We start from the raw sequence: 12,933 nt of genomic DNA, 5'->3' as shown, positions 1-12,933 counted from the left end.
CGGCTCAAGTCGGGCGCATTGATCTTCCACGTCAATGTCACACTGCGAGGGGCGCTCCTCGTCATGACCGCGACCGTCCCGAAGGGACTGGAGTTGAGATGGGGCGTCATATGAAGATCGTCGTCATCGGCGGCACTGGGCTGATCGGCTCGCAGGTCGTCGCCAACCTGAGGAGCGCCGGCCACGAGGTGCTCGCGGCCTCGCCCAATACCGGGGTGAACACTGTCACCGGCGAGGGTCTCGCAGATTCGTTGAAGGGCGCCAGCGTCGTCGTCGACGTCGCCAACGCGCCCTCCTTTGCTGACGATGCCGCGATGGACTTCTTCGTCCGCGCCGGACGGAACCTCGCGGCGGCAGAGAAGGCTGCGGGCGTCACGCACCACGTGGCGCTCTCGGTGGTCGGGACTGAGCTCCTGCTCGAAAGCGGTTACTTCCGCGCGAAGCTTGCCCAAGAACAACTCATCGCGTCGGCGGGCGTGCCCTGGACGCTGGTCCGCGCCACGCAGTTCTTCGAGTTCGTCGGCACGATTGCGGCAGCGGCTATCATCGACGGCGTTGCCCGGGTGACCTCCGCCTCAATCCAGCCGATCGCATCGGCCGATGTAGCCGCTAAGGTCGCTGAGGCCGCGCTCGCACCACCTCGCAACGGCATAATCGAGATCGCCGGACCTGAGCGGCTGCCGATGGCCGAGCTGGTGAAGCGCCACTTCGACGGCATCGGCGAATCGCGCAAAGTCATCACGGACGACACCGCCCCCTATTTTGGAGTGCTCCTCGAAGATCGCTGGTTGACACCCACTGGTGACGCTTGGCTGTCAAAGCGGCGCTACAGCGACTGGCTGGCCGCGCAGCCGAAGCGCGTGGCCTGAGGTACGCTGCCGATGGATGCGGCCTACGTCTCGGCGCTTTCCGCGCTTGCGGGTTCCAGCATCGGCGCGATGGCCTCCTTCGCGACCACATGGCTGACGCAACACAGCCAGGAGCGAGCAACTCTGCTTGTGCAGGACCGCGCGCGACGGGAAGCCCTCTACGGCGAGTTCATTCGGGAGGCGTCGACCTTGTTCGGCGACGCCTTCCAGCATGACCTCAAAGATCCGGCCAAACTGGTGCACCTCTATGCCATCGTGAACAAGATCCGGCTCTTCGGCGGCCCGGAAACGCTCGAAGAGGCGGAGCGTGTCATGCAACGCATCGGCGAGACTTATTTCGCCCCGCATAAAAGTATCTCGTCCTTCGCGGACATCCACCACGCCGGCGACCTCGATCCGCTCTGTGCCTTTTCCAGGGTATGCCGCAGGGAGCTCGCAATCGCTCGCCGGTGAGACTCATTGAGGCATCTGCTCTCCAGCTGCCCCTCCGAACAGCCTTGCCATACGTTCGAGCTTGTCCGGGTTGCGTGTGAAGTAGATGCCGACGATCAGGCCGCCCTGGATATCGAGGGCCACGGTCTGGAAGGTCCCGCCCGACTCCAGGCTGAAATAGCCCGGCAGGCCATCGATCCAGAGGTCCTGCAGCTTCTGGGCATGCTGGATCCACGACTTCCGCGCAGCTCCCTCAAACATACGCATGACCTTGTCGATGCCGATGATAGGCCGCGGGAATGCGTGTACCTTCCCGCCACCATCGGAATGCACGATGACGGCTTCCGCGAGCATGCTGCGAAGCGCCGCGACGTCGCCTGTCGCCGACGCCTCGAAGAAGGCTTTAGCGATGCGTATCCCCTCCTCCCTGTCGACGGGGAAGCGCGTACGTGCCGACTGCACGTGCCTCCTCGCTCTGGCGGCGAGCTGACGGACAGCTGGCGGCTCACGCTGAAGTGTCGCCGCGATCTCCCCGAGCGGAACCGCGAAAACGTCGTGCAAGAGGAACGCAGCCCTCTCCAGAGGCGAGAGCCGCTCCAAGGCGAGCATCAGCGTGAGTGTCAGGTCATCGCCAGAAGCGTCGTCCGGCGCCATGGCGACGGGCTCGGGCAACCAAGTTCCAAAGTATGTCTCTCGCCTTGCGCGGGCGGACTTCATGACGTCTAGGCAGAGCCGCGTCACCGTGCGCGACAGGAAGGCACCGGCCGACGATACACCAGCATGATCGACGTACCGCCAGCGGAGCCAGGCGTCCTGCACGACATCCTCGGCTTCGCCGAATGAACCGAGCATGCGGTATGCGAGTCGGACGAGCCGCGTCCGCTCCTGTTCGAAGATGAGGGTCGGATCATCAATGGTCGGCATGGCGAAACGACCAAACGCTGAGGGCGACCGCAATAAGCGCAGGAAGTGTCACCGCAGGGAAGTCGCGGGGCAGCACCTCCGGCCCGCAAATGCCCACTGCAACCTCCCAGAAATGGAACAGCGCATGTCCTGAGAGCCAGATCGCACCCACGCTCCAAAGCAGGACACGCGAATTGGGCCTCGCCGCCCCGTAGAGAAATCCCGTACCGATCAGCACGAAGATCAGGCCGATATCGCGCAAGAAATGCTGATTGAATGGGCCTGTCGAGGTCACGCCTGGCACTGCGAAGTACCAAGTCTCAGGCGAGGCGAGCATGAAGATGCCGTTTCCGGTTAGTCCTACGCCGAGCAGGCCAGCCAAAACTGGAATAAATTGGCTCATCGCACTCTCCCCTCGTGATCGGTCCACGAGGGTGACGACGCACGAAGGCCGGATATGACATCGGTTGGAAAGAATCTCGAGGCTGTCGTCAAAGCCTCGGCCTTGCACAGCCCATCTCGCCGAACTCGTGTCGACTGCCGCTAACCGCTCGGACGTCCGATTTCAGTCCCACAGCGAGAAGCCGCCTCCACCCCGAGCCGAAGTTGGCGGACCGCTGACGAATGATCGCTTCGGGGAAGCGCCGACGACGGTCCGAGCGGCTGGATTGGGTCGGTAGAAGGCTGTCCGCTATTCCGGCTGTCAGCCTCCGAAGCTGCCATTCCGCTTACGGCCAGATCCGGTCCTGTCGGCGGGAACGCCTGAATGGCTGGGTTGGGTGGATTTCTGCCAGTCCGCTTCCGCTCAAACATGTAGCGGAAGCGGACGTTCGGGCATTCGTGTCAGGCCGCTGCCCAGGCGACCGCATCGGCGCCGGCCGGCAGGCGCATCGGGCATGCCGGGTCGGTCGCCGCGCGCCAGACCGCCTCGGCCACGTCCGAGGCCCGGGTCAGCTCTTCCGTCGCCTGTTGGAAGTTCGCGAACACCTTACCCGCCAGGTCTCCGTAGGCTTCGGGCACATCCATCCCCATCCGGGTGCGGGCGTTGGATCCGAACGCGGTCTCCGGCGAGCGGCCGGGAATGACGAGCCGAGCGTGCACGCCGAATGGCACGAGCTCGTGGGCGAGGGACTCGGTGAAGGCGTTCACCGCCGCCTTGCTCGCGGTATAGACCGCCAGCAGCGGCAGCGACCGCAGGGTCACGCTCGACGTCACGTTGACGATCACCCCGGCGCCCCGGTCCCGGAACTGCGGCAGCACCGCCTGGGTCATGGCGATGGTGCCGAGGGTGTTCGTCTCGAACACCTCCCGGGCGGCCCCCATCGACAGGCCCTCCAGGGCGTTCAGCAGCCCGACGCCCGCGTTGTTCACGAGGACATCGAGCGGCCCGGCCTCCGCGACCGCCCGGGCGATGCTACCGGCGTCGGTCACGTCGAGCGGCAGGACGGTGAGACGGTCGGACTCCGGGAGCAGGGCCGCATTAGGCGTGCGCATCGTGGCGACGACGCGCCAATCGCGGCTGAGGAACAGGCGTGCCGTCTCCAGGCCGAAGCCGGATGAGCAGCCGGTGATGAGGATCGTGTTCATGGGGATCTCCCGTGGGACGCACCACGGGGTGATAGGTGCGCTCCGCCGGACGTGATACCGGTACAAATCCGTTTTTCATTGGCGAGCGTCCGTAATGGTCGATCCGCTCACCCAGGTGGTCGGGCTGCTTCAGCCCAGCGCCTCGTTCTCCAAGTTGGTCCTGGCCGGCGGCGCCTGGACCGTCCGCCGGGATGATCACGGCCAGCCGTTCTACGCCGCGGTGCTGGATGGGACTTGCCGGCTCGTAATCGAGGGCGAGGCGGAGATCGTTCTCGCGGCCGGTGACTTCGTGCTGATCCCCGCCGCCAGCGCCTTCGCCGCGTCCAGCCTCGTCGCGCCGTCGGCGGGGCGGCCACCACCGCCAGTCGAGGTCGCCCCCGGTGTGTTCTGGCTCGGCCCTGCCGAGGTGCCGCCCGACCTGCGCATGCTGGTGGGGCACTGCACCTTCGCCTCCGACGATACTGAGTTGCTGCTTTCGCTCCTGCCTCGGTTCGTCCATGTGCGCGGCTCTGGGCGACTGGCGATGCTGCTCAGCCTCGTGAACGAGGAGACGCGGGCGGACAGGCCCGGCCGCGAGGTAGTCCTGGCGCGGCTTTTGGAGGTGCTCCTGATTGAGGCGCTCCGGTCCACCACGGGTCCGACGGCGCCCTCGGGTCTCCTGCGCGGGCTTGCCGACGAGCGCGTGGCCACTGCGTTGCGCCGGATGCATCAGCAACCGACCGTTCCCTGGACGGTCGCGGCCCTGGCCCGCGAGGCGGGACTGTCGCGATCGACATTCTTCGAACGGTTCCGGCGCGAGGTCGGCGTCGCGCCGATGGCGTACCTCCTGGCGTGGCGCATCGCGCTTGCGAAGGATCTGCTTGGTCGCGAGGGTGCCGGCGTGGCGGAGGTGGCCGAGCGCGTGGGCTACGGGTCTGCCAGCACCTTCAGCACCGCCTTTGCTCGTCATGTCGGCAGACCGCCAATCCACTACGCTCGCGAGCAGCGCGGCCAACGTCGCAGCCCTTCGCCTTTCAATGTCTGAGAAGGGTGGAAACCGGCTTGTCTGTTTACAAGCGAGAACTGCCTGAAGCAGACGACGTCATGCCGCCTGACGGCGGGGACACCCGTAGAACTATCCGAGGAAGTCAGTTCGACCTTAAGTCGTGCCGCGCGGCCGGGCCGGGTTTCCCACGACGGTCACTCCAGCGGGCACATCGTGGGTTACGACTGCCCCCGCACCGATGATGGCATCGTCCCCCACGGTGATCCCAGGCAGGATCAGTGCGCCACCGCCAATCCAGACGTTTGCCCCGATGGTGATTGGCCGTCCACTTTCGACCCGGCGCGACGAAGTGCAGGATCACGCGGATGGTCGGCAGTGAGAAACTGCACGCCGGGTCCAACCTGCGTCAGTGCGCCTATCGCGACGGGAGCGACATCGAGGATCACACAATTGAAGTTCAAGAACGCTCCGTCGCCGATGGAGATGTGCTGACCATAGTCGCAGTGGAAGGGCGGACGCACCACTGCGTCCTCGCCGACAGAAGCGAAGAGCTCACGCAACATCACCCGCCGCTCGGCCGGCGATGCCGCGAGGGTCGCGTTGTACCGAACCATCCACTCCCGAGCACGCTGAGCGTCCATCCTCAGTTCCGGGTCGCCCGGCCGGTAGGCTTCGCCTGCGAGCATCTTTTGCTTCTCGGTTCTCACGATCCCTAAATCTCCACGTTGGGTGCGATATAGGCCCACTCTCAGGCGTTGGTATGTACACGCCAGCATGGCCGCTTTCGCAAAGCCCTGAGAACCTTCAGCATGCCCGGCATGGGTCGCAAGCCGTAGGGCCGCATGGGGTCGCAATCAGATGGAATAGTGGGCTGGAGCAAGCAATTAGATGCTCTTCCGCGCCAACCGCCGCAGCGTTCGCTCGATCGCGTCTCGCTCGACGTGGGAGCGCTCTGAAGCCCGGTGAGACGGCAGCAGCCGCTGGACCCGATCGGCGAGAGCAGCGAGTTCCGGCGATAGGATCGCGCCGCGGTCGGTTCAACCGGCCTCGCGTGGTAGGCGGGCGCGGTACATCAGGGTCGCCCGCGCCCGCGCAGAGGCTCCAAAACAACGGGATTGGCCGGCTTGGGTCAACGGAGGGGCCGCAGCTCGTCGCCCAGCATGGTGATACCGCTGGTTACCCTCGGGCTGCTATGGCGGATCCTGTATGGAACGCAGAGTTCTGGCCGTCGCGGCAGGCTTCCATGAGCGAGCGGTATCTGTTTCGATCTGATTGGCGACCGTCGAGGCGGCGCATCCTACTGGCCGGCCTGCTCGGGCACTATGCGGCCGCCTACTGCTTCTGCGCTGCTGCGATGCTCAGTGGCTTCGTCAACGACCTCCAAACGCAAGGCATGGCAATTTTTGCGGGCACGACGTGGAGCCGGGCATTCGAAGCCTTCTGGACAACGCCGATGGTGATCGGCCTCCTCGGTGTTTCAAGCGACATCCGGAACTGACCCCTTCGCGTCATGAGGATCTGACCCCCACGCCGATTTCCCCTCGCCTAGACGGGTGTGGGTTGGGGGACCGCAGCCGCCTTTTGCAGAAGGCCGCTGCGACGCTTCTCACGAAGCCGGTAGCTGTCGCCGCGGATGGTGACGACGTGGCTGTGGTGCAGCAGCCGATCGAGGATCGCGGTAGCCACCACCGCGTCGCCGAACACGCTACCCCACTCGCCCACCGCCCGGTTCGAGGTCACCAGCATCGCGCCCCGCTCGTAGCGGCGGCTGACGAGCTGGAAGAACAGATGCGCGGCATCCGGCTCGAACGGCAGATAGCCGAGCTCGTCGATAATCAGCAGCTTCGGCTTGGCGTAGTGCGTCAGTCGCTCCTCCAACCGGCCTTCAGCATGCGCCTTGGCCAACTGCGCCACGAGCGTCGTGGCCGGGGTGAACAGCACGCCATAGCCGGCCACGATCGCCGCGCGCCCGATCGCCACCGCTAAGTGCGTCTTGCCCACACCCGGTGGGCCGAGGAGCAGCACCGCCTCGCCATTGGCGATGAAGCGGCCGGTGGCGAGTTCACGGATCTGTGCCTTGTCCAGCGAGGGCTGGGCGCCGAAGTCGAAGCCGGTCAGATCCCGCACGAAGGGGAAGCGAGCCAGACCGAAGGCCATGTCAATGCGGCGCTGGTCACGCCGAGCAATCTCGCGCTCGCAGAACAGGGTCAGCGCCTCGCGGATCGTCAGCTCGCCCCGGCCGGCCTCGTCGATCAAGCTATCGAGCTGATCGCGCATAGCCGTCAGCTTCAGGCGATCGAGCAGTATGGTGAGGTGATCTTCGCCCATCAGAAGCCTCCCCCGGCGACTGCCTCGTACTCGGCGAGCGGCCGCAACAGCGCCGGTGGCATGGCAGAAGACGGGTCGAGCCGGTGAGCCGGTCGCTCTCGGCTGCCGACAAGCCCGGCCAGATGGGCATCGTCGACGACACGGCCGTGGCGTCCCTTCAACGCGGCGTGCACGGCGACCTCCCGTCCGCCGTGGTGGACGCGCACCACCGCTCCGCTCACGGTGACGCGAACCCGCTCGCCGATCAGCCGCCAAGGCACCGAGTAAGCGTTGCCGTCGACGCTGACCGCGCAGTCTGCCCCGACCCGGCGCACGAGGTCGCGCGCGGCGGAGAATGGCGGCACGCCCGCCAGCGGCCGCAGCGCCCGGGCCTCGTCCCGGGCGAACCGCGCGTGCGGCGCCTCACCGGTCGTGCCGTGCGCGCGCCGGTCGGCCACGTCCCGTGTCCAGGCGTCGAGATGCGCCTCCAGGGCGGCAAAGCTCGCAAAGCGGCGACCGGCCACTGCGTTCTTCTTGACGTAGCCAACGCCGCGCTCGTCCTTGCCCTTCGTGCGCGCCCGGTACGGGGCGCAGGCTCGCACCCGGAAGCCCCAATGCCGGGAGAAGGCGTGCAAGCGCGGATGCAGGATGACCTCGCGGCTGACCGGGTCATGGTGCAGGACCAGGGCGCGGGCATTGTCGAGCAGCACCTCGCGCGGCACGCCGCCGAACGCCTGGAAGGCGCTCTCCAATCCGGCGAACCAGTCCTCCTGCCGCTCGTGGCCGAAGGCGCGCACGTGCAGGCGGCGCGAGTAGCCGAGCGTCGCCACGAACAGCGAAACCCGGGTCGGCACGCCGCCGATCTCGATCCGCCGCTCGCCGAAGTCGATCTGCATCTGCTCACCTGGCCGCGTCTCGAACCGCACGCTCGCCCGCGCGGCGATCACCAAGTCCCGCCGCAACGGCGCCACGGCCCGTTCCACGGTGCGCAGGCTGACGTGGATGTTCTTCTCGTTGGCGAGGTCCTGGCGCACGACGTCGGCGTTGCCCGCATGCTGCCGGAACCGTTCGGCCAACCAGTCCGTCAAGCCGTCGAGCCGCTTCGACCGTGAGGGCGTTTTAGAGGGGCGCCAATCGCCCTGACGGAGCCAGTGCTTGACCGTATTCTTCGAACAGCCGAGCTCGGTCGCGATCCGCTTGGCGCCCCAGCCCAGCGCCTTCAGCCGCACCATCGCCGACACGTCGTCCGGCGTCTTCATCTCGGTCCTCCGCGGATCGTCCGTCCGCTGAAGAGCCTGATCCTCGTTCCTGATCATCTCGACCTCCTCGCTCATCGAGGGGGTCAGGTCCTCATGGCGTCAGGGGGGCAGTTTGCCCTGTCGCCTGACAGTGCGCTGTCGACGGCTGCTATTGGTGTCCTACCAGGTGTTCTGGCGGGCCTCATCGTATCTAGTGGTGCGAGTCTAACGCTTGGTGCCCGCGTTTGGCGGCCTGGATGATGCGATCCGGGTCTGCGGTCCAGACAAAGGGCTTCGGTTCCCCATTGCTCTCGGCGATGAAGCGTTTGATGGCGGCCTGGACCTCGACCAGTGATCGGAACATGCCCCGTCGCAGCCGGCGCTTCGCGAGCTTGGCGAAGAAGCCCTCGACGGCGTTGAGCCAGGAGGCGGAGGTGGGGGTGAAATGGAAGGTCCAGCGCGGGTGTCGGTCGAGCCAGGAGCGGACCTTCGGGTGCTTGTGGACGGCGTAGTTGTCCAAGATCGCGTGGACGACCTTTCCGGCCGGGACCGCCGCCTCGACTGTGTTGAGAAAGCGGATGAACTCCTGGTGCCGGTGACGCTGCATGCAGCGGCCGATCACCTTGCCCTCCAGGACGTCCAGAGCGGCAAACAAGGTCGTCGTGCCGTGGCGCTTGTAGTCATGGGTGTGCGTCGTCGGCTGACCCGGCTTCATGGGCAGCGGGGCCTGCGTGCGAGCGAGTGCCTGGATCTGCGACTTCTCGTCGACAGAGAGCACCACGGCATGGGCCGGTGGATCGACGTAGAGCCCGACCACATCGCGCAATTTGGCGGCGAAGGCCGGGTCGGTGGAGAGCTTGAACTGCCGTACCCGGTGCGGCTGCAGGCCGTGCCCGCGCCAGATCCGCTGCACGGACGAGACGCTGACGGATGCGGCCTTGGCCATGGCAGCCGCTGTCCAATGCGTGGTCTCGCCGGGTGGCTCTCCTTGCGTCAGGGCCACCACGCGCGCTGCGACCTCCGGGCCTAGCGGTGGGATGCGCGCTGGCCGTGTCTTGTCTCGAAGGAGCCCACCAATGCCCTCCTGTGCGAAGCGCTCCTGCCAGCGCCAGACTGCGGTCTTGGACACGCCCGCCGCGCGCATGATCGCGTGAGTGCCAAGGCCATCGGCGCTCAGCAACACGATGCGGGCGCGCCAGACATGCTTCTGCGGCGTGTTGCGGTCCGCCACGAGGGCGTCGAGCTGAAGGCGATCCGAGGCAGAGAGCGTGAAGGAGATGCCGCTACGCATCCCGCCAGACTCGCAGGGCACAGCGCAAAACGAAACCCCGGACGGACTCAACCGTCAGAGTTCAACCACTAGGACCGCGCCACAGCTCCAGGTGAGCTTTATCCTCTGTTCCGCTGCGGGCGGTGTAGCCTTCGCGCTGGTCGTCTGGCTGCTCTGCATCCGACCGCGACGGCCTTATAGGTGAAACCCGCGTGCGGCCAATCACATGATGACCTTCCTGACTGCGGCGACGGTGGAAGAACGAGCTACCGACATTCGAGCGCTTTCCAAGCTATGCAAGGATCGCATTCCACACCGAGCCGGACAACTTAGACGGCCGACGAATGTCTGCTCGCGTGAAACGAGATTGGCAATCCGAGCAGCTGGCTTGGGTCGCAAGCCGAATGGCCGGTAGGGGTGGTCAGCGGAAGGGCTGCTTTCAATCAACTCGACAGCAATTGCAGACGCGCGAAACGGCCTCGCCGGAGTGAGACCGTTTCCGATGATTAGTTCAGTGTCGGCTACTCAGATCGTCACCACGATCTTCCCGACCTGCTCGTTGCTCTCCATGAAGCCGGTCGCCTCCACGATCTCATCGAGCTTGAAGGTCCGCGCGATGACGGGCTTCAGTGCGCCCGAAGCCAATCCCTCGACGATGAACGCCTTTGCCCGCTCCAGCCGCTCCGGGTCCGTGGTGACCTCGAAGAGCTGGTAGCCCCGGATGGTGAGGTTCTTCCCGAGGAGGGATAGGACCGGCACCGGCACGTCGGAAACGTCGAGGGCGCCGTACTGGAAGAAGATGCCCAGGTGCGAGAGCGCATCGAGGATCTTCGGCACCTCGGGCCCTCCGACCGGGTCGAAGGCGATGCGGGCGCCCTTGCCGTCGGTGATCCTCCTGACCTCGGCGACGAGGTCCTGCTCGGACGTGGCGATGACGTGCTGGGCCCCCGCCGCGAGAAGCGTCTCACGCTTCGAGCTACCCCGCGTGAGCGCGACGGAGACACCGCCGAGCATGTTGACGATCTGGATCGCGGCAAGCCCGACGCTCGACGAGGCCGCCCGGATCAACACCACGTCGCACTTTCGCATCTTGGCGATGTCGACCAAGGCGCCATAGGCCGTGACGAACATCATCCAGGTCGCGGCGGCGTCCTCCCAGGACAGGCTCTCCGGGTGCCTCACCACGCCGAAGGCCGGGGCGTTCACGAGCTCGCCGTGCAGGCCGTACTCGCCCAGCATGAAGCAGGGCACGACGCTGACTTTATCGCCTACCGAGAAGCCCGCGACGTCGGGACCGATCTTCTCCACGAGGCCCGCAGCCTCGTAGCCGGTGGTGGCGGGAAAGATCGGCTGAGTGACGTACTGGCCGGTGCGGAACATGACCTCGGCCCGGTTCAGCCCCATGGCCTTCACCCGGATCTGGACCTCGCCGGCCTTGGGGGCAGGCACCTCGACGTCCTCGACCTTGAGGACCTCGGGACCACCAATCTCGTGGAAGCGTACGATGCGTGACATGACAGACTCCGTGAATGAAAGGACCGGAGCGACTTAGGCCGCCTTGATCCAGGCCGGGGCGGCCGAGGTGCCCCAGCCGAGGAAGAACCCGAAGTGGATGTTGATCTCGCCGACCGGCTCCAGGTAGCGGGCGTTGCTCAGCGGGCCGGCGTCCACGGGGGTGAACCCGACGGAAGATGCCAGGGCCGAGACGGCCTCCTTGGCGGCCTCGTCGTCGGCGGCAACGAAGACCTGCACCTCCCGGCCCTCGCGTGCCTCGGCGGGGAGCAGTTGGGCGAAGATCGTGTTGAACGCCTTCACGACCCTCGCGCCCGGAACCAGCTTCTGGATCTCCTCCGCGGCGGATGTGGTGTGCCCGACTGTGAGCGCCTTGTAGTCCGGGGTGATCGGGTTCGAGATGTCGACGAGGATCTTGCCGGTGAGATCGCCGGCGCCCTTCAGGGCCTCACCGACCGAACCGTAGTTCACCGCCAGGACGACGATGTCGGCGATCTTCGTGGCAGCCTGCGTACCGCCGCCCTGGGCGCCAGGCCCGATCTCGCTGGCGAGCGCGGCGGCCTTGGCCGGGTCCCGATGACCGATGGCGACGTCGATGCCCTTGGAGGCGAGGAGCCGGGCCATGCCGCCGCCCATGTTGCCGGTGCCGATGATCGCAATGGTCATGAGCTTAACCCCCGTAATGCCGCCCGTGGGCGTTGGAAGGGTTGTGAGGCATGGTGTACGATGGATAAATCGCCATCCGACGCACACACTTGAAACAAAAGGTTTCAAATTATGGACCGGCTCGCGAGCATGGCCATCTTCGCCAAGGCCGTTGAGGCGGGGTCCTTCTCAGCCGCCGCTGACGCGCTCTCGATGTCGTCCCAGATGGTCGGCAAGCACGTGCGGACCCTGGAGGATCACCTCGGGGTCAAGCTCATCAATCGCACCACCCGCCGCCAGAGCGTCACCGAGCTGGGACGTGCCTTCCACGAGCGGGTGCGGACCATCCTGGCGGAGGTCGAGGCGGCGGAGGCCCTGGCGGCAGAGAGTCTGGCCATCCCGCGCGGGCGTATCCGGGTGAATGCCCCGGTCACGTTCGGAGCCCATGAACTGGCCCTGGTGCTTCCAGGGTATCTAGCTGCCAACCCCGGGGTCGAGGTCGAGTTGACGCTCGCGGACCGGACGGTCGACCTGATCGACGAAGGATACGATGCCGTGTTCCGCGTCGGGCCCCTCGGTGACAGCGGCCTCATCGCCCAGTCGCTGCAGCCCATGAGGATGGTCCTCTGTGCAGCCCCCGCCTACGTCGAGGCACGAGGCACGCCGGCGACGCCCGATGACCTGCGGGGGCACGAATGCCTCGGCTTCGCCTACGGTTCGACGCGGACCCAATGGTCCTTCCTCGGACCGACTGGTGCAGTCACCATTGATGTCTCCTGCCGGCACATCGTCAACAACGGCCAGGCCCTCCTGAACCTGGCCGTGGCGGGAATGGGCCTCCTGCTGCAACCGGCATCGCTGGTCCGGGACGCCCTTGCATCAGGAAGGCTCGTCCACTTGCTGCCGGACTGCGAGCCCCCGACGCATCCTATGCACATCCTCTACGCCCCGGATCGGCGCATCACCCCCAAGCTGCGTTCCTTCTTGGACTTCGTTGCCACTCGTTTCGGTGGCTCGCATCACGCAATAGAAGCCATGGCCCGTTAGACGATGAGCCGTTGCGCTTTGGGCGTCTACTTTGAAGCCAAACGTCGTTCGGCTTCTACGACAAGGTTGGGTCGGACGCAGTGGGTCGGCTTCTCACCATCGTAGCTCCGTGACACACACTTCGGTGCATAGTCGATG

Annotated in this window: 13 protein-coding genes and 1 pseudogene; 5 read left to right on the top strand and 9 right to left on the bottom strand. The window is 66.0% G+C overall.

Annotated elements, in window-relative coordinates; translation table 11 throughout:
- The first annotated feature begins 110 nt into the window (after positions 1 to 110).
- Positions 111 to 869, top strand: a complete 759-nt coding sequence (locus JOE48_RS16650; RefSeq protein ID WP_210031490.1) for an SDR family oxidoreductase — start codon at positions 111 to 113, stop codon at positions 867 to 869.
- Positions 870 to 881: 12 nt separating this feature from the next.
- Positions 882 to 1,322: a hypothetical protein gene (locus JOE48_RS16645; RefSeq protein WP_210031489.1), complete on the top strand. Its 441-nt coding sequence runs from the start codon at positions 882 to 884 to the stop codon at positions 1,320 to 1,322.
- Positions 1,323 to 1,325: 3 nt separating this feature from the next.
- Here JOE48_RS16645 and JOE48_RS16640 read toward each other — a convergent pair whose 3' ends face one another.
- The 3 genes from JOE48_RS16640 to JOE48_RS16630 form a co-directional block, all read right to left on the bottom strand.
- Positions 1,326 to 2,225: a sigma-70 family RNA polymerase sigma factor gene (locus JOE48_RS16640; protein ID WP_210031488.1), complete on the bottom strand. Its 900-nt coding sequence runs from the start codon at positions 2,223 to 2,225 to the stop codon at positions 1,326 to 1,328.
- On the bottom strand, positions 2,212 to 2,607 hold the full coding sequence (locus JOE48_RS16635) for a hypothetical protein (RefSeq protein ID WP_210031487.1): 396 nt from the start codon (positions 2,605 to 2,607) through the stop codon (positions 2,212 to 2,214). The genes JOE48_RS16640 and JOE48_RS16635 overlap by 14 nt, the downstream gene beginning before the upstream one ends.
- A gap of 440 nt (positions 2,608 to 3,047) precedes the next feature.
- Positions 3,048 to 3,791 carry an SDR family oxidoreductase gene (locus tag JOE48_RS16630; protein WP_210031486.1) on the bottom strand — a complete coding sequence of 248 codons (744 nt, stop codon included), beginning with the start codon at positions 3,789 to 3,791 and terminating at the stop codon, positions 3,048 to 3,050.
- Between the two features lie 94 nt (positions 3,792 to 3,885).
- Between JOE48_RS16630 and JOE48_RS16625 the strand changes: the two genes are divergently transcribed.
- Positions 3,886 to 4,815, top strand: coding sequence for an AraC family transcriptional regulator (locus JOE48_RS16625; RefSeq protein WP_210031485.1), 930 nt, complete (start codon positions 3,886 to 3,888; stop codon positions 4,813 to 4,815).
- A gap of 114 nt (positions 4,816 to 4,929) precedes the next feature.
- Here JOE48_RS16625 and JOE48_RS16620 read toward each other — a convergent pair.
- Positions 4,930 to 5,462, bottom strand: a pseudogene (locus JOE48_RS16620) (sugar O-acetyltransferase).
- A gap of 557 nt (positions 5,463 to 6,019) precedes the next feature.
- Here JOE48_RS16620 and JOE48_RS16615 point away from each other — a divergent pair.
- A complete protein-coding gene (locus JOE48_RS16615) occupies positions 6,020 to 6,274 on the top strand; it encodes a hypothetical protein (RefSeq protein ID WP_210031483.1) in 255 nt (84 codons plus the stop codon).
- A gap of 47 nt (positions 6,275 to 6,321) precedes the next feature.
- Here the strand turns inward: JOE48_RS16615 and istB are convergent, their stop codons facing one another.
- From istB to JOE48_RS16590, 5 genes are all read right to left on the bottom strand, one after another.
- The gene (gene istB / locus JOE48_RS16610) at positions 6,322 to 7,104 is read right to left on the bottom strand and encodes an IS21-like element helper ATPase IstB (RefSeq protein ID WP_210028606.1); all 783 of its coding nucleotides are present in this window, start codon (positions 7,102 to 7,104) and stop codon (positions 6,322 to 6,324) included.
- A complete protein-coding gene (gene istA, locus JOE48_RS16605; RefSeq protein WP_210035590.1) occupies positions 7,104 to 8,342 on the bottom strand; it encodes an IS21 family transposase in 1,239 nt (412 codons plus the stop codon). Before istA ends, istB begins: the two co-directional genes overlap by 1 nt.
- 190 nt (positions 8,343 to 8,532) lie before the next feature.
- A complete protein-coding gene (locus JOE48_RS16600) occupies positions 8,533 to 9,612 on the bottom strand; it encodes an IS630 family transposase (RefSeq protein WP_210031261.1) in 1,080 nt (359 codons plus the stop codon).
- 504 nt (positions 9,613 to 10,116) lie between these two features.
- Positions 10,117 to 11,106 (bottom strand): zinc-dependent alcohol dehydrogenase family protein, encoded by a 990-nt coding sequence (locus tag JOE48_RS16595; RefSeq protein ID WP_210031481.1) that lies wholly within the window; start codon positions 11,104 to 11,106, stop codon positions 10,117 to 10,119.
- A 33-nt stretch (positions 11,107 to 11,139) separates the two neighbouring features.
- Positions 11,140 to 11,769 (bottom strand): NADPH-dependent F420 reductase, encoded by a 630-nt coding sequence (locus JOE48_RS16590; RefSeq protein ID WP_210031479.1) that lies wholly within the window; start codon positions 11,767 to 11,769, stop codon positions 11,140 to 11,142.
- Between the two features lie 129 nt (positions 11,770 to 11,898).
- Between JOE48_RS16590 and JOE48_RS16585 the strand changes: the two genes are divergently transcribed.
- The gene (locus JOE48_RS16585) at positions 11,899 to 12,795 is read left to right on the top strand and encodes a LysR family transcriptional regulator (protein WP_312893251.1); all 897 of its coding nucleotides are present in this window, start codon (positions 11,899 to 11,901) and stop codon (positions 12,793 to 12,795) included.
- The last annotated feature ends 138 nt before the right edge of the window (positions 12,796 to 12,933 follow it).

The organism is Methylobacterium sp. PvR107, from assembly GCF_017833295.1.
Taxonomy (GTDB): domain Bacteria; phylum Pseudomonadota; class Alphaproteobacteria; order Rhizobiales; family Beijerinckiaceae; genus Methylobacterium.
Note: the sequence above shows the minus strand (reverse complement) of the source record. Positions and strands in the feature narration are given on the sequence as shown.

Bases quoted from the DNA above. Each gene is read 5' to 3' on its own strand.
- JOE48_RS16615 (WP_210031483.1), top strand. From the start codon at position 6,020: ATGAGCGAGCGGTATCTGTTTCGATCTGATTGGCGACCGTCGAGGCGG.
- JOE48_RS16595 (WP_210031481.1), bottom strand. From the start codon at position 11,106: ATGTCACGCATCGTACGCTTCCACGAGATTGGTGGTCCCGAGGTCCTC.
- istA (WP_210035590.1), bottom strand. From the start codon at position 8,342: ATGAAGACGCCGGACGACGTGTCGGCGATGGTGCGGCTGAAGGCGCTG.
- JOE48_RS16600 (WP_210031261.1), bottom strand. From the start codon at position 9,612: ATGCGTAGCGGCATCTCCTTCACGCTCTCTGCCTCGGATCGCCTTCAG.
- JOE48_RS16590 (WP_210031479.1), bottom strand. From the start codon at position 11,769: ATGACCATTGCGATCATCGGCACCGGCAACATGGGCGGCGGCATGGCC.
- JOE48_RS16640 (WP_210031488.1), bottom strand. From the start codon at position 2,225: ATGCCGACCATTGATGATCCGACCCTCATCTTCGAACAGGAGCGGACG.
- JOE48_RS16630 (WP_210031486.1), bottom strand. From the start codon at position 3,791: ATGAACACGATCCTCATCACCGGCTGCTCATCCGGCTTCGGCCTGGAG.
- istB (WP_210028606.1), bottom strand. From the start codon at position 7,104: ATGGGCGAAGATCACCTCACCATACTGCTCGATCGCCTGAAGCTGACG.
- JOE48_RS16585 (WP_312893251.1), top strand. From the start codon at position 11,899: ATGGCCATCTTCGCCAAGGCCGTTGAGGCGGGGTCCTTCTCAGCCGCC.
- JOE48_RS16650 (WP_210031490.1), top strand. From the start codon at position 111: ATGAAGATCGTCGTCATCGGCGGCACTGGGCTGATCGGCTCGCAGGTC.
- JOE48_RS16645 (WP_210031489.1), top strand. From the start codon at position 882: ATGGATGCGGCCTACGTCTCGGCGCTTTCCGCGCTTGCGGGTTCCAGC.
- JOE48_RS16625 (WP_210031485.1), top strand. From the start codon at position 3,886: ATGGTCGATCCGCTCACCCAGGTGGTCGGGCTGCTTCAGCCCAGCGCC.
- JOE48_RS16635 (WP_210031487.1), bottom strand. From the start codon at position 2,607: ATGAGCCAATTTATTCCAGTTTTGGCTGGCCTGCTCGGCGTAGGACTA.